Source organism: Acinetobacter defluvii (assembly GCF_001704615.3).
GTDB classification, from domain to species: Bacteria; Pseudomonadota; Gammaproteobacteria; order Pseudomonadales; family Moraxellaceae; genus Acinetobacter; species Acinetobacter defluvii.
In genome coordinates this window covers 3148163-3174188 of record NZ_CP029397.2, presented here as the reverse complement: position 1 = coordinate 3174188, position 26026 = coordinate 3148163, and the positions used below count along the sequence as shown (strand labels likewise).

26 protein-coding genes and 2 tRNA genes are annotated in these 26026 nt (G+C 38.5%); 13 read left to right on the top strand and 15 right to left on the bottom strand.

Annotated features, from left to right (window positions below):
• Positions 1-117: 117 nt before the first annotated feature.
• Both DJ533_RS17710 and hisF read right to left on the bottom strand, forming a co-directional pair.
• On the bottom strand, positions 118-795 hold the full coding sequence (locus DJ533_RS17710; RefSeq protein WP_065993842.1) for an ion channel: 678 nt from the start codon (positions 793-795) through the stop codon (positions 118-120).
• Between the two features lie 216 nt (positions 796-1011).
• Positions 1012-1770, bottom strand: coding sequence for an imidazole glycerol phosphate synthase subunit HisF (hisF, locus tag DJ533_RS17705; protein WP_065993841.1), 759 nt, complete (start codon positions 1768-1770; stop codon positions 1012-1014).
• Positions 1771-1883: 113 nt separating this feature from the next.
• Between hisF and DJ533_RS17700 the strand changes: the two genes are divergently transcribed.
• From DJ533_RS17700 to DJ533_RS17685, 4 genes are all read left to right on the top strand, one after another.
• Entirely contained in the window at positions 1884-2834 is a 951-nt protein-coding gene (locus DJ533_RS17700; protein ID WP_065993840.1) for a homoserine kinase, read from the top strand.
• Positions 2835-2876: 42 nt separating this feature from the next.
• Positions 2877-3503: a DUF1294 domain-containing protein gene (locus tag DJ533_RS17695; protein WP_065993839.1), complete on the top strand. Its 627-nt coding sequence runs from the start codon at positions 2877-2879 to the stop codon at positions 3501-3503.
• Positions 3504-3536: 33 nt separating this feature from the next.
• Entirely contained in the window at positions 3537-3929 is a 393-nt protein-coding gene (locus DJ533_RS17690; protein ID WP_065993866.1) for a DUF4870 family protein, read from the top strand.
• Between the two features lie 319 nt (positions 3930-4248).
• Positions 4249-4566 carry an antibiotic biosynthesis monooxygenase family protein gene (locus tag DJ533_RS17685; RefSeq protein ID WP_065993838.1) on the top strand — a complete coding sequence of 106 codons (318 nt, stop codon included), beginning with the start codon at positions 4249-4251 and terminating at the stop codon, positions 4564-4566.
• A 1-nt stretch (position 4567) separates the two neighbouring features.
• Here the strand turns inward: DJ533_RS17685 and DJ533_RS17680 are convergent, their stop codons facing one another.
• Positions 4568-5473 carry a DMT family transporter gene (locus tag DJ533_RS17680; RefSeq protein WP_065993837.1) on the bottom strand — a complete coding sequence of 302 codons (906 nt, stop codon included), beginning with the start codon at positions 5471-5473 and terminating at the stop codon, positions 4568-4570.
• 266 nt (positions 5474-5739) lie between these two features.
• Between DJ533_RS17680 and DJ533_RS17675 the strand changes: the two genes are divergently transcribed.
• A complete protein-coding gene (locus tag DJ533_RS17675) occupies positions 5740-6417 on the top strand; it encodes a hypothetical protein (protein WP_228716504.1) in 678 nt (225 codons plus the stop codon).
• Between the two features lie 47 nt (positions 6418-6464).
• Here DJ533_RS17675 and hisA read toward each other — a convergent pair whose 3' ends face one another.
• On the bottom strand, positions 6465-7196 hold the full coding sequence (hisA, locus tag DJ533_RS17670) for a 1-(5-phosphoribosyl)-5-[(5-phosphoribosylamino)methylideneamino]imidazole-4-carboxamide isomerase (RefSeq protein ID WP_065993836.1): 732 nt from the start codon (positions 7194-7196) through the stop codon (positions 6465-6467).
• Positions 7197-7622: 426 nt separating this feature from the next.
• Between hisA and DJ533_RS17665 the strand changes: the two genes are divergently transcribed.
• On the top strand, positions 7623-8045 hold the full coding sequence (locus DJ533_RS17665; RefSeq protein ID WP_065993835.1) for a transcriptional regulator: 423 nt from the start codon (positions 7623-7625) through the stop codon (positions 8043-8045).
• A 211-nt stretch (positions 8046-8256) separates the two neighbouring features.
• Here the strand turns inward: DJ533_RS17665 and DJ533_RS17660 are convergent, their stop codons facing one another.
• The 3 genes from DJ533_RS17660 to hisB all read right to left on the bottom strand — a co-directional run bounded on the left by DJ533_RS17660 (position 8257) and on the right by hisB (position 10204).
• Positions 8257-8811, bottom strand: coding sequence for a DUF805 domain-containing protein (locus DJ533_RS17660; RefSeq protein ID WP_065993834.1), 555 nt, complete (start codon positions 8809-8811; stop codon positions 8257-8259).
• Positions 8812-8993: 182 nt separating this feature from the next.
• The gene (gene hisH / locus DJ533_RS17655; RefSeq protein ID WP_065993833.1) at positions 8994-9611 is read right to left on the bottom strand and encodes an imidazole glycerol phosphate synthase subunit HisH; all 618 of its coding nucleotides are present in this window, start codon (positions 9609-9611) and stop codon (positions 8994-8996) included.
• Complete coding sequence (gene hisB / locus DJ533_RS17650; protein ID WP_065993832.1) at positions 9611-10204, bottom strand: imidazoleglycerol-phosphate dehydratase HisB; 594 nt, start codon at positions 10202-10204, stop codon at positions 9611-9613. The genes hisH and hisB overlap by 1 nt, the downstream gene beginning before the upstream one ends.
• A 103-nt stretch (positions 10205-10307) precedes the next feature.
• Between hisB and DJ533_RS17645 the strand changes: the two genes are divergently transcribed.
• The 4 genes from DJ533_RS17645 (at position 10308) to DJ533_RS17630 (ending at position 12110) form a co-directional block, all read left to right on the top strand.
• Positions 10308-10685: a GNAT family N-acetyltransferase gene (locus tag DJ533_RS17645; protein ID WP_065993831.1), complete on the top strand. Its 378-nt coding sequence runs from the start codon at positions 10308-10310 to the stop codon at positions 10683-10685.
• Between the two features lie 153 nt (positions 10686-10838).
• Positions 10839-10914: transfer RNA gene (locus DJ533_RS17640), tRNA-Phe, on the top strand.
• A gap of 140 nt (positions 10915-11054) precedes the next feature.
• Positions 11055-11130: transfer RNA gene (locus DJ533_RS17635), tRNA-Phe, on the top strand.
• A 206-nt stretch (positions 11131-11336) separates the two neighbouring features.
• Positions 11337-12110, top strand: a complete 774-nt coding sequence (locus DJ533_RS17630) for a class I SAM-dependent methyltransferase (protein ID WP_065993830.1) — start codon at positions 11337-11339, stop codon at positions 12108-12110.
• 5 nt (positions 12111-12115) lie between these two features.
• On the opposite strand, the gene DJ533_RS17625 is transcribed toward DJ533_RS17630, so the two are convergent.
• From DJ533_RS17625 to ompR, 4 genes are all read right to left on the bottom strand, one after another.
• On the bottom strand, positions 12116-12535 hold the full coding sequence (locus DJ533_RS17625) for a GNAT family acetyltransferase (protein ID WP_065993829.1): 420 nt from the start codon (positions 12533-12535) through the stop codon (positions 12116-12118).
• Between the two features lie 139 nt (positions 12536-12674).
• Positions 12675-14195, bottom strand: a complete 1521-nt coding sequence (locus DJ533_RS17620; RefSeq protein ID WP_065993828.1) for an acetyl-CoA hydrolase/transferase family protein — start codon at positions 14193-14195, stop codon at positions 12675-12677.
• 205 nt (positions 14196-14400) lie between these two features.
• Positions 14401-15861, bottom strand: coding sequence for an ATP-binding protein (locus DJ533_RS17615; RefSeq protein ID WP_065993827.1), 1461 nt, complete (start codon positions 15859-15861; stop codon positions 14401-14403).
• Between the two features lie 289 nt (positions 15862-16150).
• Complete coding sequence (ompR, locus tag DJ533_RS17610; protein ID WP_065993826.1) at positions 16151-16915, bottom strand: osmolarity response regulator transcription factor OmpR; 765 nt, start codon at positions 16913-16915, stop codon at positions 16151-16153.
• Positions 16916-17464: 549 nt separating this feature from the next.
• On the opposite strand from ompR, the gene DJ533_RS17605 reads away from it, so the two are divergent.
• The gene (locus DJ533_RS17605) at positions 17465-19843 is read left to right on the top strand and encodes a Tex family protein (RefSeq protein ID WP_065993825.1); all 2379 of its coding nucleotides are present in this window, start codon (positions 17465-17467) and stop codon (positions 19841-19843) included.
• 327 nt (positions 19844-20170) lie between these two features.
• Positions 20171-20353: a hypothetical protein gene (locus DJ533_RS19035; protein WP_065993824.1), complete on the top strand. Its 183-nt coding sequence runs from the start codon at positions 20171-20173 to the stop codon at positions 20351-20353.
• Between the two features lie 118 nt (positions 20354-20471).
• Here DJ533_RS19035 and DJ533_RS17595 read toward each other — a convergent pair whose 3' ends face one another.
• Complete coding sequence (locus DJ533_RS17595) at positions 20472-21359, bottom strand: SDR family NAD(P)-dependent oxidoreductase (RefSeq protein WP_065993823.1); 888 nt, start codon at positions 21357-21359, stop codon at positions 20472-20474.
• 247 nt (positions 21360-21606) lie between these two features.
• The gene (locus DJ533_RS17590) at positions 21607-22884 is read right to left on the bottom strand and encodes an O-acetylhomoserine aminocarboxypropyltransferase/cysteine synthase family protein (RefSeq protein ID WP_065993822.1); all 1278 of its coding nucleotides are present in this window, start codon (positions 22882-22884) and stop codon (positions 21607-21609) included.
• Between the two features lie 342 nt (positions 22885-23226).
• Between DJ533_RS17590 and ettA the strand changes: the two genes are divergently transcribed.
• Positions 23227-24888: an energy-dependent translational throttle protein EttA gene (gene ettA / locus DJ533_RS17585; protein ID WP_065993821.1), complete on the top strand. Its 1662-nt coding sequence runs from the start codon at positions 23227-23229 to the stop codon at positions 24886-24888.
• Between the two features lie 71 nt (positions 24889-24959).
• On the opposite strand, the gene DJ533_RS17580 is transcribed toward ettA, so the two are convergent.
• Entirely contained in the window at positions 24960-25358 is a 399-nt protein-coding gene (locus DJ533_RS17580; protein ID WP_228716503.1) for a tetratricopeptide repeat protein, read from the bottom strand.
• A 183-nt stretch (positions 25359-25541) separates the two neighbouring features.
• The gene (locus tag DJ533_RS17575; RefSeq protein WP_065993820.1) at positions 25542-25880 is read right to left on the bottom strand and encodes an SEL1-like repeat protein; all 339 of its coding nucleotides are present in this window, start codon (positions 25878-25880) and stop codon (positions 25542-25544) included.
• Between the last annotated feature and the right edge of the window lie 146 nt (positions 25881-26026).

Genomic DNA, 26026 nt, shown 5'->3' with positions numbered 1-26026 from the left:
GAAAGGCATTCACATGACGTGAAAAAAGGCGGACTCAGTTTAAGAAAAGTCCAAATAGATGGTAATTCAAACAAAGAAGTGATGCAGTTTAGTTACTGTAAAATTATTTAATTGAAATTATTCAGCTTTATGACCGACATAATGTAAAGCAATAAGTCGAGAAACGATCAATGCCAAGTACATCACACCACAAAACATTTGTAGCATTGCAATGACCCGCGCTGCAGGCGCAATGGGAATGACATCTGATAAACCGGTTGCCGACTGTAAGCTAAAACTTAGAAACAGTAAGTCGAGCCATGTCTGATATTCTCCGACATGATTTGGATTTTGAAAGCTATTGGGTACAGCTAGTTGACAAATACTATATAAAAAAGCAAATCCCCATGCAATTAAGGTAAATACTGCGCCTGCTGCAAACAGCTCATCTTTGGTTAAATAACGGTCTTCAAACATATAACGGACTAAGCCGTATGCCGCACAGAAATAAGCCAAAGCTTCAAAAATATGTGCGGTGATTTGCATCGGAACTGAACGTAATCCGACCAACATGAGTATAGAAAATATAAATGCCGCACCCACAAAAAATAGTCCAATAAAACTATAAACTGGGGTTTGTCGAATAACTTTGGCAATGATTAACAATGCCAATACACCAAGCGCCCACATAAAAATTTGATAGCTACGACTGCTACTGGTAAATAAATATAAAATCAGAATACTCAGCTGTACCAACAACAACCATGCAGAGGGTAAAAGTTTAAAGCCTTTCCAAAAATGAAATAAAGCTTGCATGTATATTCCTTATCTTTGATCTTTGTTGTTTTCAGATAGTGCTGTCTATCTTACAGAAATTTTATTGCATAGCGCATATTGAAAAGAAGAATAACTTTGGCTTTAATCCTTTTATTCTTTAAAACACAAAATGCCCGATGAGATTCATCGGGCATTTTGTTGAACATCGTGTCAAACTAATTTTTAGGAATAAACAAGGATTCTACTAACTACAGCTCAAAGACGCATCTCAATACCTTGTTCTGCAAGATATTTTTTCGCTTCAGGAATGGTGTATTGACCAAAGTGGAAAATAGAGGCTGCTAAAACTGCATCAGCACCGCCTTTTAATATTCCATCGGCTAAATGTTGTAAGTTACCCACGCCACCAGACGCAATGGTTGGAATGGTGACACGGTCATTAATATTACGCATCAATTCAAGGTCATAACCTGCTTTTGTACCATCAGCATCCATTGAGGTGACAAGTAATTCGCCAGCCCCAAAGTCTGCCATTTTCACTGCCCATTCGATTGCATCAATACCTGTGGGTTTACGACCACCATGCGTGAAAATTTCCCATTTATTCTCACCTGTTTTTTTCGCATCAATTGCAACGACGATACATTGTGCACCAAAGCGTTGCGATGCTTCTTGCACAAACTCAGGATTAAATACGGCTGCGGAATTGATACTGACTTTGTCTGCACCTGCATTGAGCAATAAGCGAATATCTTCAACCTTACGCACACCACCACCGACAGTCAGTGGTACGAACACAGTTTCAGCCATACGCTCAACGGTGCGATAAGTGGTATCACGACCATTAGAAGTCGCAGTAATATCTAAAAAGGTAATTTCGTCAGCACCTTGTTCATTATAACGGCGGGCTACTTCAACGGGATCACCTGCATCACGAATATCAAGGAATTGAACACCTTTAACCACACGCCCATTATCTACATCGAGGCAAGGAATAATACGTTTAGCAAGCATAATTTTTTCCAAAAATAACAGCCGATTATGAAACTGAAGGGTGTAGGTGCTACACCTAAAACCTGAGAGAGGGTATTCTATCAAACTTATGTAAGTTTTTTCGCAGGTTTTCTATGTCGGTTTATACCACTTTGAGTTTACAGGAAGTTCAAGCTTTCGCAGTACCTTATGGATTGGAGGTGGTTGAACTAAATCCGATTCAAGGTGGTATTCAAAACACCAACTATTTTCTGATTTGCCTAGATGGTTCACAGTTTGTTCTGACTTTATTTGAAAATATGGATGCTGAATCAGCAGGAGAAATAATTCCTATTCTGGAGTGTTTAGGTGAGCAAGGTTTGCCTGTTCCTGTGCCACTCATGTGTCATGGGCAATATATTCAAACTTTAAAAGATAAACCTGCTCAAATTGCACCACGTATGCTGGGCAAACATCCGATGCCTGCGAGTTTGGCACAAGCTGAAGCCATCGCAATTGCTCAAGCAAAAATGCATGTGGCTTTGCAAAACTTTCCTCTAGAACGAAGTAGTGTGCGTGATCATGAATATTGGTATCAGGTTGCGCGTCAGATGCGTCCAACGTTGGATATGGCAGATCAAATCTTGCTGAATAATTTGTTTGGTTTATATGAAGCCTTAACGGCAATGTATCCTGACCGTCCAAAAGGCTTTATTCATTCTGATTTATTTCGTGATAACACTTTATTTGAGGGTGATCAGTTAAATGGCATTTTGGATTTTTATGAATTGAACCATGATGAGTTTTTGTTTGATATTGCCATTACCTTAAATGATTTCTGTACCGAATATCCTGATGTGACGTTAAATGAAGACAAAGCGATTGCCTTTTTAAATGCTTATGAAACAGTACGCCCATTAACTCCAGATGAAAAAGCTTGCTTAGAACTTTACTTAGCAATGGCTGCAGGACGTTTTTGGTTGATGCGTTTACAGGTGGCACAGATGAATGCAGCAGAAGGGCGTACAGGCGACGATATTTTGCAGAAAAATCCTGCCGAGATGCGTAATATGTTGATTGAACGCTTAAAATTTGTGACTGCTTAATATTAGTTTACGTTGCAACAACCCAACATTAGGAAAGTCAAAATGCGTGATCAAGGACGTTTAGTCGAATGGTTTGATGACAAAGGCTATGGATTTATTCAACCCAATGACGAAAGCAAAGGTCGAGTATTTCTACACATCAAAGATTTTGCTCAAAAAGGTCCACGACCAATTTTAGGTTGTGCGTTAGAATACACTGTTCAAGTCGATGCAGATGGGCGTTATAAAGCGATACAGGTCAGTTACTTAAAAGCTTCACAAACCCAAAAAAACAGCAGACAGATACCACGGCCTCTATCCAAAGCAACGCAAAAAATACAGCCGATGCAGATAGTTTGTATCGCCTATATTTTGATACTCGCAGGGTTAAGTATATTTGGTCTTTTAAATGGAATGGTAATTTTATTCATTAGCATCATAAATGTGATGAGTTATTGGTTCTATGCACAAGACAAAGAGGCTGCACAACTTGGTAAAAGCCGAGTACCTGAAAATACGTTGCATATTCTCGCTTTCTTAGGTGGCTGGCCTGCGGCTTGGTTGGCACAGCAACGCTTACGACATAAAACACAAAAACAACCGTTTAGAAAGATTTATTTCTGTACGATATTCCTAAATATTTTATTGATTTTATGGCTTATTTCACCTTTAAATGTTTTTAAATTTTAAAGGTAAATGGTTGCTTTTTTTGAGGGTATCACAATGAATAATTATGTAGACACAAATAACAGCAAATCTCTGACTTTGATTTTATATATTCTGTATATTGTTGGGATTTTTTCAGCAGGTATTTTGGCACTGATTGCGTTGATTATTAACTATGTCAAATTGGATTCGGTGCGTGGCACGATTTATGAAAGTCATTTTAAATGGCAAATTTGTACTTTTTGGTGGTATTTGATTTGGACCATCTTGGCATTTGTACCATTTATTTTCTTATTTTTTACAGGGGATAATGTCAATGCCTTTGCAGGCGTTGCTTTAGGGGCAAGTATTTTCTGTGGTGCAGTGCTGTTTTTCTCTTGGATCTGGATCGTATATCGTGCGATTCGTGGCATTGTTGCTTTGAATGATGATCGTGCTTTACCGATTTAATGTATTGAAACCATAATATTATTTTGAATAAATAAGTTGTTTCTGCTCTTCGTTTAGCATAGCCGCACATTATATTGAAAAATTTAGATTAATTTGTACAGGAGATATGTCTCTTTCGACAGATGAGGAGTATATTCCGCAAGGTAGCAAAAATCTTTTGTTGGGTGAGAAGTTCATTCCTGAAGCCTCCACCCAACGGTGGCGACATTCATGTCGCCCCACGATATTAAATTCAGTGATGATTCTTTGTAAATGTAAAAAGATCTAATAATTTTATTCTTGTGGTGTGATCTGAGCCAATAATACAGAAGATAGAAGTATGATTATCGAACATGTCCATTTACAGATTAAGCCTGAGCAAAGTCAGGCATTTGAAGCTGCATTTAAACACGCTCAGGAATTTATTTATCCAATGTCTAGTTTAAATGCAGTGCAATTGATTAAAAATATTCAAGATGAGCATCGTTATATTTTACTGGTATTTTGGGACAAGCTTGAAGACCACACCGAGGGTTTTCGCAAGTCAGCGGAATATCAACAATGGAAAGCATTATTGCATCCATTTTATGATCCGATGCCAACGGTTGAATATTATCAGCCGTGTATGTTGTTAAAGAAGAAAGAACCACCTCAATGATTTATGGAGAGTGATTATTTTCAAGTTTAGATTTCTTGAAAAACTTGGGTCGCCACTCACTCACAATTACGCCAAAAACGACCAGCAACCCACCCAGTAAAGCCAACACTGGTAGTCGCTCACCTGCGATACGCCCAAACAATGCCGCCCACATAGGTTCACCTGCATAAATAATCGCAGCTTGCGATGGATTTACCATCCGTTGTGCCCAGTTCATCACCAATTGGATGCCTGCGCTGGCGCAGCCTAAAGCACATAACACTATCAATAATTGCCAATGAAATGCTGGAAGTTGTGTTTCACCAATAAATGGCGCAATATGAAAACATACGAGCGAAGCAAAAAATAGTTGTAGCACTGTCACACGATGTACATTGACTTGACCTGCAAAATAACCAATTAAAATGATTTCAAAAGCGATAGCAATTGAGCTAAGCAAGGTAATGATTTGTCCAAAATGCAGTTGAATGACACCAAAACCATTTCCTGTTAAAAACACTAAACCAAAAAATGCCAAGAGGACACCCAACCATGTCATGACATGAGGTGCTTTTTTGAAAATTAACCACATTAAAATAGGAACTAAGGGGACATAAAGCGCAGTTAAAAATGCCGACTCACTGCTACTGATGGTTTTTAAGCCGATGGTTTGCAAACCATAACCCAGGGCAACCACCATGCCAATGCAGAAGCCTGCAAAGACTTCCTTTTGCTTAAAATTATTTAAATATTTCCATGACAAGGCTGTTACTGCAAGAGCGGCAGCGGCAAAACGCAAAGCGACAAACAGAATTGGGCTACTGAAATTTAAGCCATATTGCACAGTAATAAAACTACCACCCCAAATAGCAGTGATTAAAATTAAAGCCAGTTGTGGAGTCTTGTTGGAAAGGAGAGAGCTAAACATAGTCAAGTAAAGAACTAAATAAGGTTGTAGTCTAACATGCTATTTTTCGTAATCAGATAAACTAGAGAGTAAAAAAGAATCATGAAAGTCTTAAAAAGTCAGTATAATCTCTGACTAATAATATGACGTATAAAAAATAAATTGAGGTATAAATAAATGGAAGCATTCGCTTGGTATTTTCAATATTTTTCTATTTTTGGGATCGGAATTCATGTTCTGATTGCAGTATTTTTGCGATTCATGCACTACGTAGTGGGCAACCTTTTTTGTGGTTATGGATTTTATTTATTTTTCCATTTTTAGGCAGTGTAGTATATTTCATTGCAGTTTATTTACCCCAATCACGTATGCCGTACCAAGCCAATGCAATGGGTAAAAAGGCGATCCATATTTTACAGCCGAATCGAGAACTAAATAAAGCAAAAGAGCGTTATGAAAATATTCCGAGTGTTGAAAATGCTGTACGTTATGCAGAATATTTGATTAGCCTAGATCAGGCGAATGAAGCAATTATAGTTTTGAAACAGAAATATAATGCATTGGTTGAGAATGATCCTGCATTTTTGCAGCAATTGGCTACAGCGTATTTACAAGATTTTCAAATAGAACAAGCCCTTGATGTTACAAGTAAAATTAAGAAAATTGATCCAAATTATAAAGTTGAACAAATTGCACTTATTCGTGCTTTGGGTTTCCATCAATTAAATCAAGAAGATGCAGCAAAACAGGAGTTTTTAGTTGCAACACGTTCACAAGATATTGAACATTTAGCTGAATATGCACTGTGGGCGATTCAGACCAATCAAGCAGATTTAGCACAACAAATTCGTGCAGACATGCAAAAAAAGTGGACGATAGGAACCAAATACTCCCGTCAATTGCACAAACCAATTTTTAAGCAAGTCGATAAAGCCTTGAAAGAAATGAGTAAAAAGGCAGCTTAATCGCCAATAAAAAAGAGGTCATCTAGACCTCTTTTCGTAATCAAAAGTTAAAAGGCTTGTTCATCCAATAACAACTGCGCTTCACGCAGATTTAAAGTGCCTTCATAAATGGCACGACCAGTAATCGCACCTAAAATCCCTGGTTGACCTTTAAGATTACGTACATCATCAAGATTGGTCACACCACCTGAAGCAATGACAGGTAAACCAGAATAAGTGGCAAGATTGACGGTTTGCTCAACGTTCACGCCTTGCATCATGCCATCACGAGCGATGTCAGTATATACAATGCTTGAAACACCTGCATCAGCAAAACGTTTCGCCAAATCAGTGGCTTTGACATCAGTCACATTTGCCCAACCATCCGTTGCCACCATGCCATTCATGGCATCTATCCCAACAATGATATGACCTGCGAATTTCTTACACGCTTCTTCAACAAATTCAGGCTCTTTTACTGCTTTTGTTCCAATGATGACAAAAGAGACACCCGCATCCAAATAATGCTCAATGGTTTCAAGAGAACGAATACCACCACCGATTTGAATGGGTAACTCTGGCTGTGCTTTAGCAATCGCTTCCACCACAGGTTTATGAATGGGTGTACCTGCGAAAGCACCATTTAAATCAACCAAATGCAAACGACGTGCGCCTTCATTTACCCAATGCTGTGCAGTCGCCACAGGATCGTCAGAAAATACGGTATCGTCTTCCATACGCCCTTGTTTTAAACGAACACATTTACCATCTTTCAGGTCAATTGCAGGGATGATCAGCATGCTTTCGCTCCTTGCCTAATCTCATCAAAATTTATTGTGGCTCATCTTAGCAAAGTCTTGATCATTTTCTAAGTAATAGTTTTAGCTTTTGTTTGGTTGATTTTCTAATTTTAATACCATACTTGCACTAGATTCGGGCAATATATCTAAATGATATAATTCATCAAAAATTAACATGGGCGCATACGCATCGGCGGCAGCATATTACATTTGTGCTTGGGTCAGTTTTATTAAAAGTTAATTTAGACTCGCTATCAAAACCGAAAATTTTGAAAATAAGGAAAATTATGAATTTGTTCCTTGGTCGGCATAGTTGGAATGAGCTGATCCACGAATTTCTTGCAGACTCAAAATTCATAGTATTGTGATAACAAACTTGGCTAAAAGGTGATAGTTTTGTGAGATGAAAATAAAGGAGCATATAATATGGTTGAAAAAGATGATGATCTTTTGATTGAAGGCGCAAAACGCTTAAAACAATTAATTCAAGATAAAAATATTAAAGCCAGCGATATTGTTAATGTTTTAGAAACCTCTAAAGGGACGATGAGTAAATGGCTGCAAAACTCAACTCCCTCAAGTGCACAAAGTTTGATTGAGCTTGCACGTTTAGTAGGAATGACTGAGCGTTGGAATGCTGAGTCGAAACAACAAAACCAACAAGACCAAACGGATATGGTGAATAAGGCTGATGTGGCATCTCAGGTAGACTTAAGTCAAGCAACGATGGAACAATTGATGACTGAGATCAAAGATCGTTATGCGGCTTTAAATCTAAAGGCTGAAATAAAAATCAGTGTAGAGCCAATAGATGGTGGATTTGTAACCCAAACTGAGCATTCTAAATAAGCCCTAAATAGGGCTTATAATTATCTTTTGAATACCTCATTTATAAAGGTATTAGGCTTAAAAATGCACCATTAAAGCCACATAATAATAAGTAATAGAGATATAAGACGATTAAAGTAAGAAACAGTTTTATGAATATATAAATAAAAAAATCAAGCCAAATGTATTGGCTTGATTTCGTATTACCTTAAAGAAAAAATACTTGCTTAAATTATTCTGAATATTCAGAAGATTGTTGCATTTGTTCCATCTGCATTTGCATCATTTGTGCATTTTTGACATAGCTTTGATAAGCAGGAATAGCAACCGCAACAGTTAAAACCAGACTAAGCGGGATCATAATCACATAAATCCAACCTAAAACTTTTTCCCAACCACGCGTTATACGAGGCGCACCATACGTATTCACGCCTTCATCACCTTTGGCACAGGAAATATAAATCCAAAAAAACAGCCCAACCAATGGAATTAAAAATACCAATGAAAGCCAACCTGTTTTATTCAAATCATGCAAACGGCGTATCGCAAAAATATAAGTAAAATAAATCAGAATGATATAAATGATAATGATTGGGATAAAAATGCCGAGAGATGGGCTTGCACCTGATGATAGGCTTGTCATCATATTCGGTACGATGAATGCAGCAAGCACACCACAAAACATCAAGAAGAATCCAAGTAGCATATTCCATGCAAGATAGGATAAACGCCCAAAGCGTCCGTTTGCACTCAGACCAGAGTCGCTAGATTGAATATTATTATTCATTTTATTTACTCAAAGAAATGGAAAGAACATCTATTTATTAAAATTTAAAATGCTGTTATGTTTTAAATTTGATTGAATAATAAACAAAAAAGATAGAAAATCAAATTAAGTTTTAATTTTTATTGCTGAATGATCGCAACTGAGCCGTATCAGATGGACTCAGTTGCACGCAGAAAAACAGTTTAAATGTCCCACTCCACAAAGTTTTTTAACAATTGTAGACCTGCGGTGTGGCTTTTTTCAGGATGGAATTGCGTTGCAAACAAATTTTCTTTATGAATTGCTGTACAAAATTGCAAACCATAATCACAAGTTGCCGCAACCAAACTTTGATCTTTGGGTTCAACATAATAACTATGCACAAAATAAAAACGTGCATCTTGTTCAATGTCTTTCCACATCGGATGGCTTGGATCGGCTTGATGTACTTGATTCCAACCCATATGTGGTACTTTTATACCGTCAATGTTGGGAAAGTGTTTCACTGTACCTTCAAAAATACCGAGTGCTTCAGTGCCACCATTTTCTTCAGAAGATTCAAGTAGAGCCTGCATCCCGACACAAATCGCTAAAACAGGCTTATTAAAAGCAGCATGACGCACAACCTCATCAATCCCTGCTTCACGCATCCCTTGCATGCAGTCACGCATTGCACCCACACCAGGGAATACGATTTTATCCGCTTGCGCAATCAGTTTAGGATCATTGGTCACATCAACTGTTGCACCGACATGTTCAAGTGCTTTGGCTGCTGAATGAAGATTTCCCATGCCATAGTCAAGAAGGGCAATACGGGTCATTACAATGTTCCTTTGGTAGACGCAACTTTATCTTCAGCACGTGGATCAACTTCACATGCCATACGCAATGCACGTGCAAATGCTTTAAACACACTTTCAATTTGGTGATGGCTATTCTTACCTTTTAAATTATCAATGTGTAGCGTCATCAGTGCATGATTCACAAAGCCTTGGAAAAATTCTGAGAATAAATCCACATCAAAGGTTCCGATGCGTGCACGTGTAAATGGAATATCCATCCACAATCCTGGACGACCAGACAAATCTACAACAACACGGCTTAAAGACTCATCAAGTGGTGCATAAAAATGACCATAGCGTTTTAAACCTTTCTTGTCGCCTAATGCTTGTGCAAAAGCTTGACCTAAAGTGATGCCACAGTCTTCTACTGTGTGGTGATCATCGATTTCTACATCACCATCACAGTGAATATCAATGTCAAATAGTCCATGACGCTTGATTTGATCAATCATATGGTCTAAAAATGGAACACCTGTATTGAGCGTGCCTTGACCTGTACCATCAAGATTCACTCGAACTCGAATTTTGGTTTCGTTGGTGTTTCTTACCACTTCACTGATACGTTGTGCCATAGACACGTTCCTCAAAAAACGTCAAAAATTAAAAGTTTGATGTAAAAGATGTTTCGCTGTGACGAAAGTGACAGCATATTAGATTGCTCAGGAGGGTTAATCAATGCCTATAAACGTACATCCTAAAACTTCGTTAGATTCTGAAGAAGTTCGTGATCAAATTGAGCGACTTTACGATACCAGTCCAGAATTTGCCGATGGTAAAGATGCGATAGAACAACTAGAGCAAAATCTAACTCAGTATACCCTACTTTACGTTGCAGAATTTAATACAAAAATTATTGGTGCAATTTGGGTAACAGGTCAAGGCGAAAGCAAGACTTTAGAGAATATCGTCGTCCATCCAGCAAACCGTGGGCGTGGTGTAGCAGAACGACTTGTTGCAGAAGTATGTCGTATGGAAGAAGAAAAAGGCGTGAAGAAATTTGAGCCAGGCTGTGGTGCAATTCATCGTTGTTTAGCGCATTTAGACAAGCTCTAAATTCTGCGCTCATTCTCGAAGCAGCCATATAGGCTGCTTTTTATTGTTTAAGTTCTAAAAAATAGTCACATTGCTGTAAAAATAGACTATTGAAATATTTTATGTATTCAATACTTGACGACCATTATTTTAAATTGTTTAATACGCCCCATTGGCGTGATAGCTCAGTCGGTAGAGCAACGGATTGAAAATCCGTGTGTCCCCAGTTCGATCCTGGGTCTCGCCACCATATTTTTAAAAAACCGTATTTTACGATTTCAATCTCTGATCCCATCAGAGATTTTTTTTGGGTAAAAAATGCCCGAATGAATAAAAAATTAATGATTTATATTGACTAATTTATTCAGATACGGCTTAATACACCCCATCGGCGTGATAGCTCAGTCGGTAGAGCAACGGATTGAAAATCCGTGTGTCCCCAGTTCGATCCTGGGTCTCGCCACCATATTTAAAAAGCCTCAAATATTAATTTGAGGCTTTTTTATTTTATCTTTAATTTTTAATTAGCTTTTTAGTATTCAAGTTTTTAATAGATGAGAAACGGAAGAGCTTATACAATCGAATTTATTGTCAGACAAAATAGTTTGTATCCAGTGTAATAATCGGTATATTAGTAAATATAAATGAGAACCGCATTACATAATTTAAAAAATGAAAGATTTATTTTCGACAGGGAGTCAGCTTTATCAACAGGCTAGACCGAGTTACCCACAAGAAGTATTTCAAGAAATACTTAAACATGTCGCTACTAAAAATTTCGCTTGGGATGTTGGGGCAGGGTCAGGGCAATTTACCCAATTGTTAGCTCCTTACTTTGATCATATCGTTGCAACAGATATAAGTGCTAATCAGTTGCAACTCGCTCCTTATTTTGAAAATGTCAGTTATCAAGTGCAGACGGCAGAAAAAACAGCATTTACAGAAAATAGCTTTGACTTGATTACAGTTGCTCAAGCGATTCATTGGTTTGATTTTGAAGCTTTTTATCAAGAAGTTTATCGAACATTAAAACCGAATGGTGTGTTTGCTGTGATCGGTTATGGCATGATTCACGTGGAACACGCCGCAATCAATTCGTTGATTCAAAGCTTATATTTTAAAACGCTTAAAACCTATTGGGATGTTGAACGTCATTATATTGATGAGAAATATACAACGATTCCTTTTCCTTTCGATGAGATCCCTGTAACGCCCTTAAAAATGCAGTATGAGTGGAATGCCGCACAGTTATTAAAATATTTATCAACGTGGTCAGCAGTAAAGCATTATCAAGATAAAAATCAAACCAGTCCTTTGGTTGAGTTAGCAGAAAGTTTGAGTCATCAACAGACCGAATTAAAGATCGAATTTCCAATTTTATTGCGTTTAGGTCATCTACAAACAAAGGCATCTAAAAAGAATAAGAAAATTTTAGGCATTCTCTAAAAACGCTAATCTTGAATCAGACGTTTCCCTAAACAAATCACTTCAAGCTCTTCATAACCGAGTTGTTCATAGAAACTTTGTACATCAATATTTTCTTTATGAATCAAAAGTTGTAATTTCGGGCAACCAATCGCAATCAAGCGTTTTTCCAGTTGTTGTAGCAGTGCTGTGGCAACGCCATTGCGTTGATAATGCGGATGTACTGCCAAATAGTTTACCCAGCCACAATGTCCATCATAGCCGCCCATAACCGTGGCAATGAGCTGTTCATCTTTTACAGCCAATAAAAACAAACCATCTTTTTGAGCAATCTTACGGAAAATATCAATTTCAGGATTATTCCATGGACGGGTTAAATCACACGCTTCCCAAAGCGTAATAATATCTTCTAAATCAGTGTCGATGTACTGTCGAATGATAAACATAATGCTGTTGTTTCTCTTATTTTCATTGTGTTTATCAAAGAGTAATATAATTTTTAAAGTTTGATAAGTTTATTTTAAAGTCATCAAAATAAAAAACGCCCTGATGGGCGTTTCTCATTTTTACTGTAAATTTAAAATCTTATGCAGATTTTTTAGCTGTATCTTGTGCAGCCAACATGTGACCATTTTCTTCAAAGTTAGAATGCCAAGAAAGCGCTTCACGAAGAATGTGTGGTGTATGACCGCCTTTGTCACATGCACGATCAAAGTAATCATTTAATGCATCACGGTACATTGGGTGCGCACAGTTGTCGATGATTGCTCGAGCACGCTCACGTGGTGCAAGACCACGTAAGTCCGCCAGACCTTGTTCAGTTACAAGGATATCAACGTCATGTTCAGCATGGTCAATGTGTGAAGCAAATGGAACAACAGAAGAAATGTCACCACCTTTTGCAATAGATTTTGTTACGAAGATTGCAAGGTGAGCATTACGTGCGAAGTCACCTGAACCACCGATACCGTTCATCATTTTGGTACCACATACATGTGTAGAGTTCACGTTACCGTAAATATCGAACTCTAATGCAGTGTTAATGCCGATAATCCCTAAACGACGAACCAGTTCAGGGTGGTTTGAAATTTCTTGTGGGCGTAAAACAAGTTTATCTTTGTATTGCTCAAGGTTATTAAATACTTTTTCGCCATATTTTGCAGAAAGGGTAATTGAAGAACCCGATGCAAATTTCATTTTACCTGCATCGATCAATTCAAAAGTACAGTCTTGTAGTACTTCAGAATACATCACTAAGTCTTCAAAATTAGATTCTTTTAGCCCTGTTAATACTGCGTTAGCAATAGAACCGATGCCTGCTTGTAAAGGCCCCAAATCTTTTGGTAAACGTCCCGCTTCAACTTCATTTTCAAAGAATGAGATTAAGTGATTTGCAATACCTTGAGTTTCATCATCAGGTTGCGTCACTGTAGACGGAGAGTCATGGAATTCACTGTTAATCACGATGCCCACAATTTTAGCTGGGTCGATGTTAATCGCAGGTGTACCGATACGTTGGTCAACGTGTGTCAATGGAATTGGTTGACGTGTTGGGCGGTAGCTTGGGATATAAATATCATGTAAGCCTTCAAACGCTGGGCTTAAGTTTGTATTGATTTCAACAATCACTTTTTCAGCGAAAATTGCAAAACTTGCAGAGTTACCTACAGATGTTGTTGGGATGATGCCACCATCTTCAGTGATTGCAACTGCTTCAATCACCGCAACATCAGGTTTGCTGAGTTGAAGATTACGCATTTGTTCAACTGTTTCAGACAAATGCTGGTCGATAAACATCACTTCGCCTTTGTTGATCGCTTTACGCAATGTGTTATCAACTTGGAACGGCAAACGACGTGCAAGTACGCCTGCTTCAGTCAACTGTTTGTCAAGATCATTACCCAGGCTTGCACCAGTAATCAAGGTGATTTTCAATGGATTAGCTTGTGCTTGTTTCACTAAAGCCAAAGGAACCGCTTTCGCCTCACCAGCACGAGTAAAACCACTCATGCCCACAGTCATGCCATCTTGGATAAAGGTAGCAGCTTGTTCTGCGCTCATCACTTTGTTGTGTAGTGATGCTAAACGAATACGATCTAAAGACATGGTTTACGCTCAATTCTTGTTCAAAACTAGACGGATTGTACCGCCCAAAAACTAAATTGTGCATGCCTCTAATGCTAAGGTCTAATTTTTTCACTAAATGCAGGTATAAAATTTGGTGATGATTTTTAAGTTATTATTTCATAAGGAAATAATAGCTGCTGTTTGTAAAGTAAACAAAGTTGAGTGTTGAATTATTGAGCAATAGTTAAAAACGATCACTCAAGCTTTGCTTAATTTTTTGAATTGGATTGGAATTTAGATTTTCTTCAGAATCAGGTGTTGCAAGGGGCAGGGAAATAATGGCTTGTAACCCGCCTTCAGAACGATTGTGAATCTGCAATTCACCTTGGTGAATATCGACAATTCGTTTCACAATGGCTAATCCCAAACCACTGCCTTGAACAGTTCGCGCTGCATTCCCCCGTACGAAAGGCTGCATCAAGTCTTGAATCTGATCTTCAGGAATGCCTTCACCATGATCTGAAACACTGATTTTAATATGTTCATCTTCAATATAGGCTGCCAGTTCGATCGGCTCTGCACCGTAACGTTTCGAGTTATTGATGAGGTTGCCAATCAGACGTTTTAACGATAATGATCGGGCAGAAATGATCGGGATTTCATGTGGAGTGAAGCGAATATCTAAGGGTTTAAACTGAATGACTAATTCTTGAAGCAAGCTGTTAATGTCAGTATCTTGCAATTCTTCATCTGAACCATCTCGCATATACGAAATAAATTGATTCAAAATGGCATCCATATCATCGACATCGTAAATCAAACCTTCTTTTAAGAAATCATCATCGGGCATCATTTCAGCACTTAAACGAATACGAGTGAGTGGCGTGCGTAAATCATGTGAGATACCCGCAAGCATAATTTGACGATCTCGTTCGGTTTGTTCAAGTGTATAAATCATATGATTAAATGCTTGGTTTACCTCGCGGATTTCCTGTGGTCCATGATTGGTTTCCAAATACGGTGCTTTACCCACTTTACTATAAGTGTTGGCAGCATTTTGCAGACGAAGCAGAGGACGATTTAACTGACGAACCAAAGTTAAAATAATCGCAGCAGCAATCAATGGAACGCCCAACAACCAACCTAAAATCAGCTCAGGACTATAATTGGCATAGGTTTTTAAAGGCTCTCGCACCCAGTTACCATTCATTTCAGGGGTTTGTACCCAAATACGCGGACTGGGTTTGAATTGGAAATAAACAGTTACATCTTTAATGTTCAGCTCTTGGGCAAGTTGATGCTCAATGCGATTGGTAAAGAAATCAGCAATAATTTTATCTTTAACATTGGGATATTCTTTGGGGTCTGTCACATACTCCACACCGACACGCTGTTGCAGCCATTCATCAATATCGAGTTGCACTTCATCATGGTAAATTTGCAAGCGAGGGTTATTGACCATTTCTAACTCAACCGCAAGAAAACGAGCATGTTGTTGAATTTCAGGTAAATACAAAGTTTTCCAAAAGAACCACAACGACATAAATAAACTGAACAACACCACAAAAACTACCAGCACCGTGGTACGCATTGCTGCTGAACGAGGTTTAATTTTGTCAAGAAAACGTTCCCAAGGCGTACGTTTCTTTTCTTGATAGGCAGAAAACTCAGAAAAGGTTTGTGGATCGATCGGGTCTAATTTCACAGTGGCGTTCCAATGCTGTGCAATATCTTGATTGATTTCAGTTTAATGCACAGCGTATTTATATCAATATTAAATATGTTGGTTTGGCTAATTCGGCTATGAATTGCATTGCTGTGCGTCGTAATTTGAATTGATTGAAAAATATTTAATGATATTAAGCATATTGATAAATATAAATGAGAGTAACTATTATTTTCAAAGCTAAAAACTATAAACAAAAAAATACTGGCATTCCTCAATAGCGAGAGGAGTGCCAGTATGTTGATTCAGGCAGAGAAATCAGCATGAATTATTCAGCACCATCTGGAACAAAAACATAACCGACACCCCAAACTGTTTGGATATAGCGTGCACGTGCAGGGTTTTCCTCAATCAAACGGCGTAAACGTGAAACTTGAACATCAATCGAACGTTCCATCGCACCCCATTCACGACCACGGGCAAGATTCATCAGTTTATCACGTGTAAGTGGCTCACGGGGATGCTGTACCAATGCTTTAAGTACGGCAAACTCACCTGTAGTTAATGTCACCACTTGACCTTCACGGGTCAAGGTGCGGGTCGAAAGATCGAGTGACCAAGGACCAAATGACACCACTTCTACGTTTTGACTTGGGGCACCAGGTACTTCACGGACTTGGCGACGCAGTACTGCACGAATACGTGCCAATAATTCATTTGGGTTAAATGGTTTTGGTAAATAATCATCCGCACCTGCTTCTAAGCCCGCAATACGATCAGAATCGCTACCACGTGCAGTCAGCATGATGATTGGTGTGTCAATGTTGGATTGGCGTAAACGACGACAGATACTTAAACCATCTTCTACAGGAAGCATAAAATCTAAAACGATCAGTGAAAATAACTCACGTTGTAATAGACGATCCATTTGAGTGGCATCGTGAGCAGTTTTCACCACAAAACCTTTGTCTTCCAAAAAGCGCTGTAAAAGGGTACGTAAACGCACATCATCATCGACAACTAAAATGCGTTCGACTCGATCAGTTTCGCCTTGTACGACATCTGTATTTTCAGCAGGTACTACCAAACTCATGATGCACTCCCTTAATCTTGTAAATTATAAATATTCGTATCTCAGTATAATGCCTAAGTTCTTGTTAAGACTATGTATCAATTTGCTCAAAATTACAATTTAAAGCCTGATTTGAAACCAAATAACAACATCTATTGTGTCATGATGTTTTATTTATTGATCAATGAAAAGTAACACCTAGACAAATCAAAATTTCAAAACTTTAAATAATTAGTTTCAACATGTTATACCTTAAAATAAAAGCATGGATTTAAAGATAGATATGTTACATGTGTATTGTTACAACGCATTTTAAAAGTAGTCAATATCCGCTAAAAGTCAGACATTTTTACCTTTATACAAGCGAAAAAGCTTACTGAGTTTTAGTTTAAATGGTGATGAAATGTTAGTTTTTCAAGGTTTAATAGTGTGAATAAGTTGGCTAAAAACAGCAAAAAATCAACTTTTATCATTTTTTTCATTAGAAATTTGCAAAACAATTGTGGATTTTATGGTCTTGGTCTTTATAATCACTAACTTTTAGTCCTTATCCTTGTGGAATTAAACACGATGACTGACGTAGTTCAGCAGTTGGCAAGCGAGCTTGCCGTACGTCCAAACCAAGTAGAAGCTGCCATTCAACTGATTGATGAAGGTGCCAGTGTTCCATTTATCGCACGTTACCGTAAAGAAGTGACGCAAGGCTTAGACGACACGCAGTTACGTCAGCTTGACACTCGCTTAACATATTTACGTGATTTGTATGAACGCCGTGACAAGGTGATCGAATCACTCAAAGAACAAAATAAACTTTCTGATGACTTACTTGCACGTGTGAACGCTGCAGAAACAAAAAATGCATTAGAAGAAATTTATGCACCGTACCGCCCAAAACGTACCAGCAAATCATTTAAAGCCAAAGAGGCGGGTTTAGGTCTAGTCGCTGAAAAAATTCTCAGTGAAAATGTTGATCCTACAGAAGCACTTGCAGGCTTTAGTCATGAAGACTATGTGGATGTGGAGAGCCAATTGGATGCGATTCAACACATTATCATTGATGAATGGGCGCAAAATATTCCACTTACTACTGAGCTCAAAGCAACATTTGCAAAAACTGCTGTGTTAAAAAGTTTGGTCGCAAGTGATGAGAAAAAAGAAGTGGGTAAAAAATTCCGTGATTACTTCGATTTCTCAGAAAATTTAAATAAAGTCCCATCTCATCGTTTATTGGCGATGTTACGTGGTCGTCAAGAAAACGTCCTTGGCTTAAAAGTCGATGGTCAAGATGATGCGCCAATGGCACGTATCGAAACTGAATACAATCTTGAAACTGTACAACCACAATCTCGCCAAGACTTCTTAAAACAAACTGCAAAATTATTCTGGCTGGGTAAAGTTCGTCCAACCATTGAACATTCATTGTTAACAGAAAAACGCCTTGCTGCCGAAGCGGAAGCAATGGATGTATTTGCAGAAAACTTACGTCATTTGTTACTTTCTGCGCCTGCAGGCTCTCGTACAACGCTTGGGGTCGATCCTGGTATTCGTACTGGGGTCAAACTGGCTGTGGTGAATGAATCAGGTGATGTTGTAGCGCATAGTGTCATCTATCCATTCGCACCGAAAGAAGACAAAGAAGGCTCTATCGCAGAACTTGCACGTCTTTGCCGTGAGTTTAATGTTGATTTGATCGCGATTGGTAATGGTACTGCAAGCCGTGAAACTGAAGCCGTGATTGCTGAAATGATGGCTGCAAATACAGACTTGAAATTAACTCGTGTGACTGTGTCAGAAGCAGGCGCATCGGTATATTCAGCTTCTGAATTGGCATCGAATGAATTACCTGAGCTAGATGTGTCGATTCGTGGTGCTGTGTCCATCGCACGTCGCTTACAAGACCCTTTAGCAGAACTCGTAAAAATTGACCCAAAATCTATTGGTGTCGGTCAGTATCAACACGATGTGAATCAAACTGGTTTAGCAAAAACCCTTGAAGCAGTGGTCGAAGACTGTGTGAACTCAGTGGGTGTTGATGTCAATACAGCATCTGCTGCAATCTTGGGTTATATCGCAGGTTTAAACAAAGCGATTGCACAGCAAATCGTAGAGTTTCGTAAGGAAAATGGACGTTTTGATAACCGTCAAGCCCTAAAAAATGTACCTCGTTTAGGCGAGCGTACCTTTGAGCAAGCGGCAGGTTTCTTGCGTATCCAAGATGGCTCTGAGCCACTTGATGCTTCAGCTGTGCATCCCGAGTCTTATGGTTTGGTGAATAAAATCGCTGAAGCAAAAGCAACAACAGTGAAAGATATTATTGGTAATACTGAAATTATTCGCCAAGTGAAAGCAGAAGACTTTGCTGATGATAAATTTGGTTTGCCGACCATCCAAGACGTCTTGAACGAGCTTGAAAAACCGGGTCGTGACCCTCGTCCAGAGTTCCGTACAGCAAAATTCCGTGAAGATATCACAGAGGTTGCACAACTTGCAGAAGGTATGCAACTTGAAGGTGTGATCACCAATGTCACCAACTTTGGTGCATTCGTAGATGTGGGTGTGCATCAGGACGGCTTAGTGCATATCTCTGAACTTGCCAATGAATTTGTTTCTGATCCGCATAAAGTGGTACGTCCGGGACAAATCGTACAAGTGCGTGTATTAACGGTAGATGCTGAGCGTAATCGTGTGAATTTATCAATGCGTCCTGAAGGTTCAGAAGCTCCTGCAAAAGCACCTCGTCAAAAGCGTGAGTTCAACAATGAACAACGTGGAGAGCGTAAACCGCAAGGCAAACGTCCTCAAGGTGATCGTCCACATCACAATCGCCATGACAATAAAGATAAAGCACCTCGTCATGACAAGAAGCCACAAGCTGCAAAACCACAAGAGAATAAAATCGGTGGTCTAGGCGCATTGTTATTACAAGCTGGGATTAAAGGTTCTAAATAATTTTTAATCTTGTGAATAAAAAAACCGCCGAAAGGCGGTTTTTTTATGATCGTTCATTGTTTAAGCTATAAAATTTCTTAGTATGAACCTTAACAATAAATTTTTTATATAAACACATTAAATAAATTAAAAAGTGGGGACATGATGAGAGTGAATTTACAATTTTCTGAGCATCCATTTTCATGGAAAGGTCGCTTTTCTAGACTGGTCTTATTTTGCTTGGATGGGAGTGTTTACATGACTTAAATCAGTCAGGATGGTGGTCAGTTTTAATCTTTGTGCCTGTATTACGCTTTATATTGTATTTGTATCTCATGTTCTTTAAAGGTGGCGAAAAAAGAAATAGCTATCTATGGTTTTCCTCGAGAAACCCGATTATGGGAAGGTATCTTTGGAGGAATTGTAGGGTTACTACTCATTATTTTAATGATACTTAGTGTTGTAGCGTTATTTTTTCCAGATGATCAGGCTAAGAATATTTATTTACTTAAACTTGTGCTTGGGTTTTAGTTTGATTTTGAATAGCTATTAAAAATCATATAATTGTTGTTCGTATAGTTGCAGTGATATAGAAAGCTTATTTTAGACATAAGCTTTCTATATTTATTCTAGTTTAGAGCCGTATGTCTTACCAATGCTCACCTGGGAACAAACGTGCATACGCTTTTTGCACCAAATTCAACTTTTCCTGCTTACCGACAGAGGCACTTGAACTTGGAAATAAATTAAAGCCAATCGACATCAGTTTATTATTAATTTCAGGAGCAATCGAATAGGTGATTGACGCTAAACGACCAAGATTGGTTGCCACTTTTTTCGGACGTTTCACAATTGCATAAGCAATCAGATCAGCAGCCTGTTCAGGTGACAACGTTGGTACATATTTATAAATCTTAGTCGGTGCGATCATCGGTGTACGCACAAGTGGCATATACACAGAGGTAATCGCAATCTTATGTGAATGTACCTCTGCAGATAGACAACGACTAAACGCATCCAATGCTGCTTTAGACGCGACATAAGCTGAAAAACGAGTCGCATTTGCCAACACACCAATCGAACTGATATTGATAATTTGACCATCTTTACGATGCATCATTTGTGGCAAAATGTTTAAAACTAAACGCACAGCACCAAAATAGTTGAGTTGCATGGTGCGCTCGAAATCATGAAAGCGATCTACAGACTCATGTACCGCACGACGAATAGAACGACCTGCGTTATTAATTAAAATATCAATGTGATCAACTGAGGCAATAATTTTTTTAGAAACAACATCAATCGCATCCATATCATTCAAGTCACATGGGAAAATGTCCGCTTTCCCACCTTTTGCCTGAATCTCTGCTTGCACTTCTTTTAAGGTTTCTTCGGTACGAGAAACCAATAAAACATGCGCACCTACATCTGCAAGTTTATGAGCAATGGTTAAGCCAATACCACTTGATGCACCTGTGATTAAAACCACTTTATCCTGTACTTTTTGTTGGAAAAGCTGTTCTAGTTTTTTGTTCATATTTATTTTCCCTGTAAATACAATATGCCATGAAACGGTGGGGGTGACTCATCATATAAATGAGAACCTATAAACGGCAATTTTAACGGAAAATAAAAGAAACGCTATAAATAAATATATGAATATAAAGTAATTTTTAGAGTAAAAGCTCTATTTTATAAATTTTATGAATAGAATGATCAACATACAGGGATTGCTGATAAAAAGCAAAAAAGACCTTCGAAAAGGTCTTTTATTCGTTTAAATATTAAACTTTTGCCAAGGCTTGTTCTAAATCTGCAATTAAGTCATCAATATGTTCGATCCCAATGGATAAGCGTACCATGTCGATGCTTACACCAGCAGCTTTTAACTCATCTTCATTGAGCTGACGATGAGTCGTTGTTGCTGGATGACATGCCAGACTTTTTGCATCCCCGATATTCACCAAGCGCGTGAAAAGTTGTAGTGCATCGATAAAGCGAGTTCCGCCTTCACGACCATCTTGCACACCAAACGATAAAATTGCCGATGGTTTACCTTTGACATATTTCTGTGCCAAAGCATGTTGAGGATGATCTTTTAAGCCAGCGTAATTCACCCATTTTACTTTTGGATGTGCTTGTAAGTATTCAGCGACTTTTTGGGCATTTTCAGTATGGCGTTCCATGCGCAGATTTAAGGTTTCTAAACCTTGCAGAATCAAGAAAACACTTAAAGGACTGATTGCAGCACCAGTATTACGCAAAGGGACTACCCGTGCACGCGCGATATAAGCAGCCTCACCCAAAGCTTCCACATAGTTGACCCCATGATAACTTGGGTCAGGTGTATTGAGTACTTTGAAACGCTCAGGATATTTGCCCCAAGGGAATTTACCACTGTCTACAATCGCACCGCCAATCGAGTTACCATGACCACCAATATATTTGGTCAAAGAATGCACTACGATATCGGCACCATATTCAAAAGGTTTGAGTAGGGCAGGTGTTGCAACGGTATTGTCCACGATAACAGGCACGCCATATTCATGTGCAATTTTAGAAATGGCTTCAAGATCAATAATATTACCCAATGGATTACCAATAGATTCTACAAAAACCAATTTGGTTTTATCATCAATTAAATCACGTAAAGCTTCAGGATTTTGATAATCAAAGAAGCGAACTTCGATGCCTTGTTTCGGTAACGTATGGGCAAATAAGTTATATGAACCCCCATAAAGTGTTGAAACAGAAGCGATATTGTCACCTGCTTCAGCAATGGTTTGTATGGCATAGGTAATCGCAGCCATACCTGAAGCCAAAGCCAAAGCACCGATTCCCCCTTCAAGTGCTGCAATGCGTTGCTCTAGTACAGCCGTGGTTGGGTTCATGATACGAGTATAAATATTACCCTGAACTTTTAAATCAAATAAATCAGCACCATGCTGAGTGTCATCAAAAGCATAAGAAGTAGTTTGGTAAATGGGTACTGCCACTGCTTTGGTGGTCGGTTCAGGGCTATAGCCTGCATGAATGGCGAGCGTTTCATCCTTATACGTCATAGTTACGTCATCTTCGTGAGTTAAATATGCTTCAGTTTAGCATTTATGAATATGAAATAAAGCGCAAAAATCATGAATATTTATCATAAAAAAGCATATAGATGACTGTTTCTCAATAAAAAGTGAATGATTTTCAGTGGCTACTGTGTTGTTTGAAATTTAGACAGAGTAATTGTTGTAACATTCTCTACAAGATGTGATACATCTTTATGTTTTCGGGACTTTCATCGTATAATGCAGGCGATTATTTTTTCGCTCATTGAGCAAGGAAATTATGCCTCAGTTTTAATTTGAAAATGAGGTTTTATTTCCACAATTTGATTTTCTATTGAGGAGTCCTACGTGGCCCAATATATTTACACGATGAACCGTGTGTCGAAGATGGTTCCGCCGAAGCGCGAAATCTTAAAAGACATCTCTTTATCATTCTTTCCAGGTGCAAAAATTGGTGTACTTGGTTTAAACGGTGCAGGTAAGTCTACCTTGCTTCGTATTATGGCGGGCGTAGACAAAGATTTCTCAGGTGAAGCGCGTGCGCAACCGGGCATCAAAATTGGCTACTTAGAGCAAGAGCCACCACTTGATCCAAATAAAGATGTTCGTGGAAACGTGGAAGATGGTTTACGTGAGCCATTGGATGCTTTAGCACGTTTAGACGAAGTATTTGCCGAATATGCAGCAGAAGATGCAGACTTTGATGCGCTTGCAAAAGAGCAAGAAAAGCTTGAAGCAATCATCCATTCATGGGATGCGCATAATATTGTCAACCAAATGGATCAAGCTGCTGCGGCGCTTAACCTTCCTGCATGGGATGCTGATGTATCTAAGTTGTCAGGAGGGGAACGCCGTCGTGTTGCACTTTGCCGTTTATTGCTTTCAAAACCAGACATGTTACTTCTTGATGAACCAACCAACCATTTGGATGCAGAGTCTGTATCTTGGTTAGAACGTTTCTTAAAAGATTTTTCTGGTACGATCGTGGCGATTACGCATGACCGTTATTTCTTGGATAACGTTGCAGAGTGGATTTTAGAGCTTGACCGTGGACATGGTATTCCTTACCAAGGCAACTATTCTTCTTGGTTGGAACAAAAAAATGCACGTTTAGAACAAGAGCAGAAACAAGAAGAATCTTTTGCTAAGGCATTGAAGAAAGAGCTTGAATGGGTTCGTTCAAATGCCAAAGGTCAGCAAAAGAAAAATAAAGCACGTATGGAGCGTTTTGAAGAGTTAAACTCTAAAGAATTCCAACAACGTAATGAAACTTCTGAAATCTATATTCCACCTGGTCCACGTCTTGGTAATAAGGTGGTGGAAGTTGAAGGTATTAGTAAGTCATTTGGTGACAAACTTCTGTATAAAGATTTGAGCTTCACTGTACCACCTGCTGCGATTGTGGGTATCGTAGGTCCTAACGGTGCGGGTAAAACCACATTATTCCGTATGATGACAGGTGAACAACAACCAGATACAGGTACAGTAACCCTTGGTGACTCTGTTAAAGTAGCGTATGTGGGTCAGATTCGTGACACATTAGACGACAACAAAACGGTTTGGGAAGAAGTGTCAGGTGGTTTAGATATCTTAAAAATTGGTGATTACGAAATTGCATCTCGTGCGTATATCGGTCGCTTTAACTTTAAAGGTCAAGATCAGCAAAAACGTGTAGGGGGTTTATCAGGTGGTGAGCGTAACCGTTTACAACTGGCGAAAATCCTACAAATGGGCGCAAACGTGATTTTACTGGATGAGCCATCAAACGACTTGGATATCGAAACTTTACGTGCGCTTGAGGATGCAATTCTTGTATTCCCGGGTACGGTAATGGTGGTATCCCATGACCGTTGGTTCTTAGACCGTATTGCAACACATATTTTGTCATTTGAAAACGAAACACCAGAATTCTTCACGGGTAACTATACTGAGTTTGAAGAATATCGTCGTAAACGTGATGGTGATGATTTGGCAACCAAACGCCAAAAATACCGTAAAATTGGTAGCTAATTTTTAAACTTCTAATTTAAATTTAAAAAATAAAACCAGCTTTCGAGCTGGTTTTTTTATTACTTAGTTTTTTATGAATAGTGTGATTGAAGCTGGTTGAGCACATCTAAAGCTTCGCTATGCCCTTGATTTGCTGCTAGGTTTAACCACATTTCTGCTTTTGTTTCATTGGGATCTAGCCCTAATTGTCCATTTAAGTACAACATACCGAGTTTAAATTGGGCTGTGCTGTATCCTTGTAAAGCTGCATTTAAAAAGTACCAGATCGCGTTGCGTTGGTTGGTTTCATCTGATTCAGTCAGGGCAGTTGGGTATTTTGAAAAGGTATTTAAAGCCAAATGTTCAAAATATTTTGCCCGTTGATAGCTCATCAATGCTTCTGAAATGCGAGAATGATGTAGCATAAAATGTGTTGCAAAATAAGAAATAATAGATTTTTTTATAGAATGACGCAGTTGTTTAAAATCCATTTTATTATGCCTGCAAGACAATAAAGTGATTGAGAAAGAAAAAGCAAAAAAACATCATTTCCACTTTTTCTGAGAATTTTAACAAGCTCAAAACTTCGCTTATTTGTCTGTGCATTTTATTGGCTTAGACTTCAACTTTTTCATACTGAGCAAAATATGAGGTTGAAGTCTAAAGCTGTTCTATTATGAAAATGCCAGTTGGTTATATGCTTTTTTCAACTCTTCTTTTGCAAAAGGATGACCTTGATGAGCAGCTTGTTCAAGCCATTTCTCAGCATGAATATAACTACGATCTAAACCTAATTGACCATTTAGATAGTTTAAGCCCATTTGATATTGAGCTTCTTGGTCGCCACGTAGTGCGGCACGTAAGGATGCCCACATTGCATTACGTATGTTTTGAGTATCTTCTGCTATATGCGTAGTCTCAACAGACGATAAGGCATTATTCGCCGTATTTGATTCGACTGTTGAACGCTGAGAAGAATTTCCTAAAAAGCGTTTAAAAATATGCACTAACATATAAACCTCCTTGCTAATCCATTAACAAAGTTGTGAAATTACCCACCTGAAAATGAGGCTGGGATATGATTAATGTAACGGTTTTTAAAAATTTTTCAAATAATAAATTGTAATTTGTCAATATTTAAATGTATGAGTTTTTATAT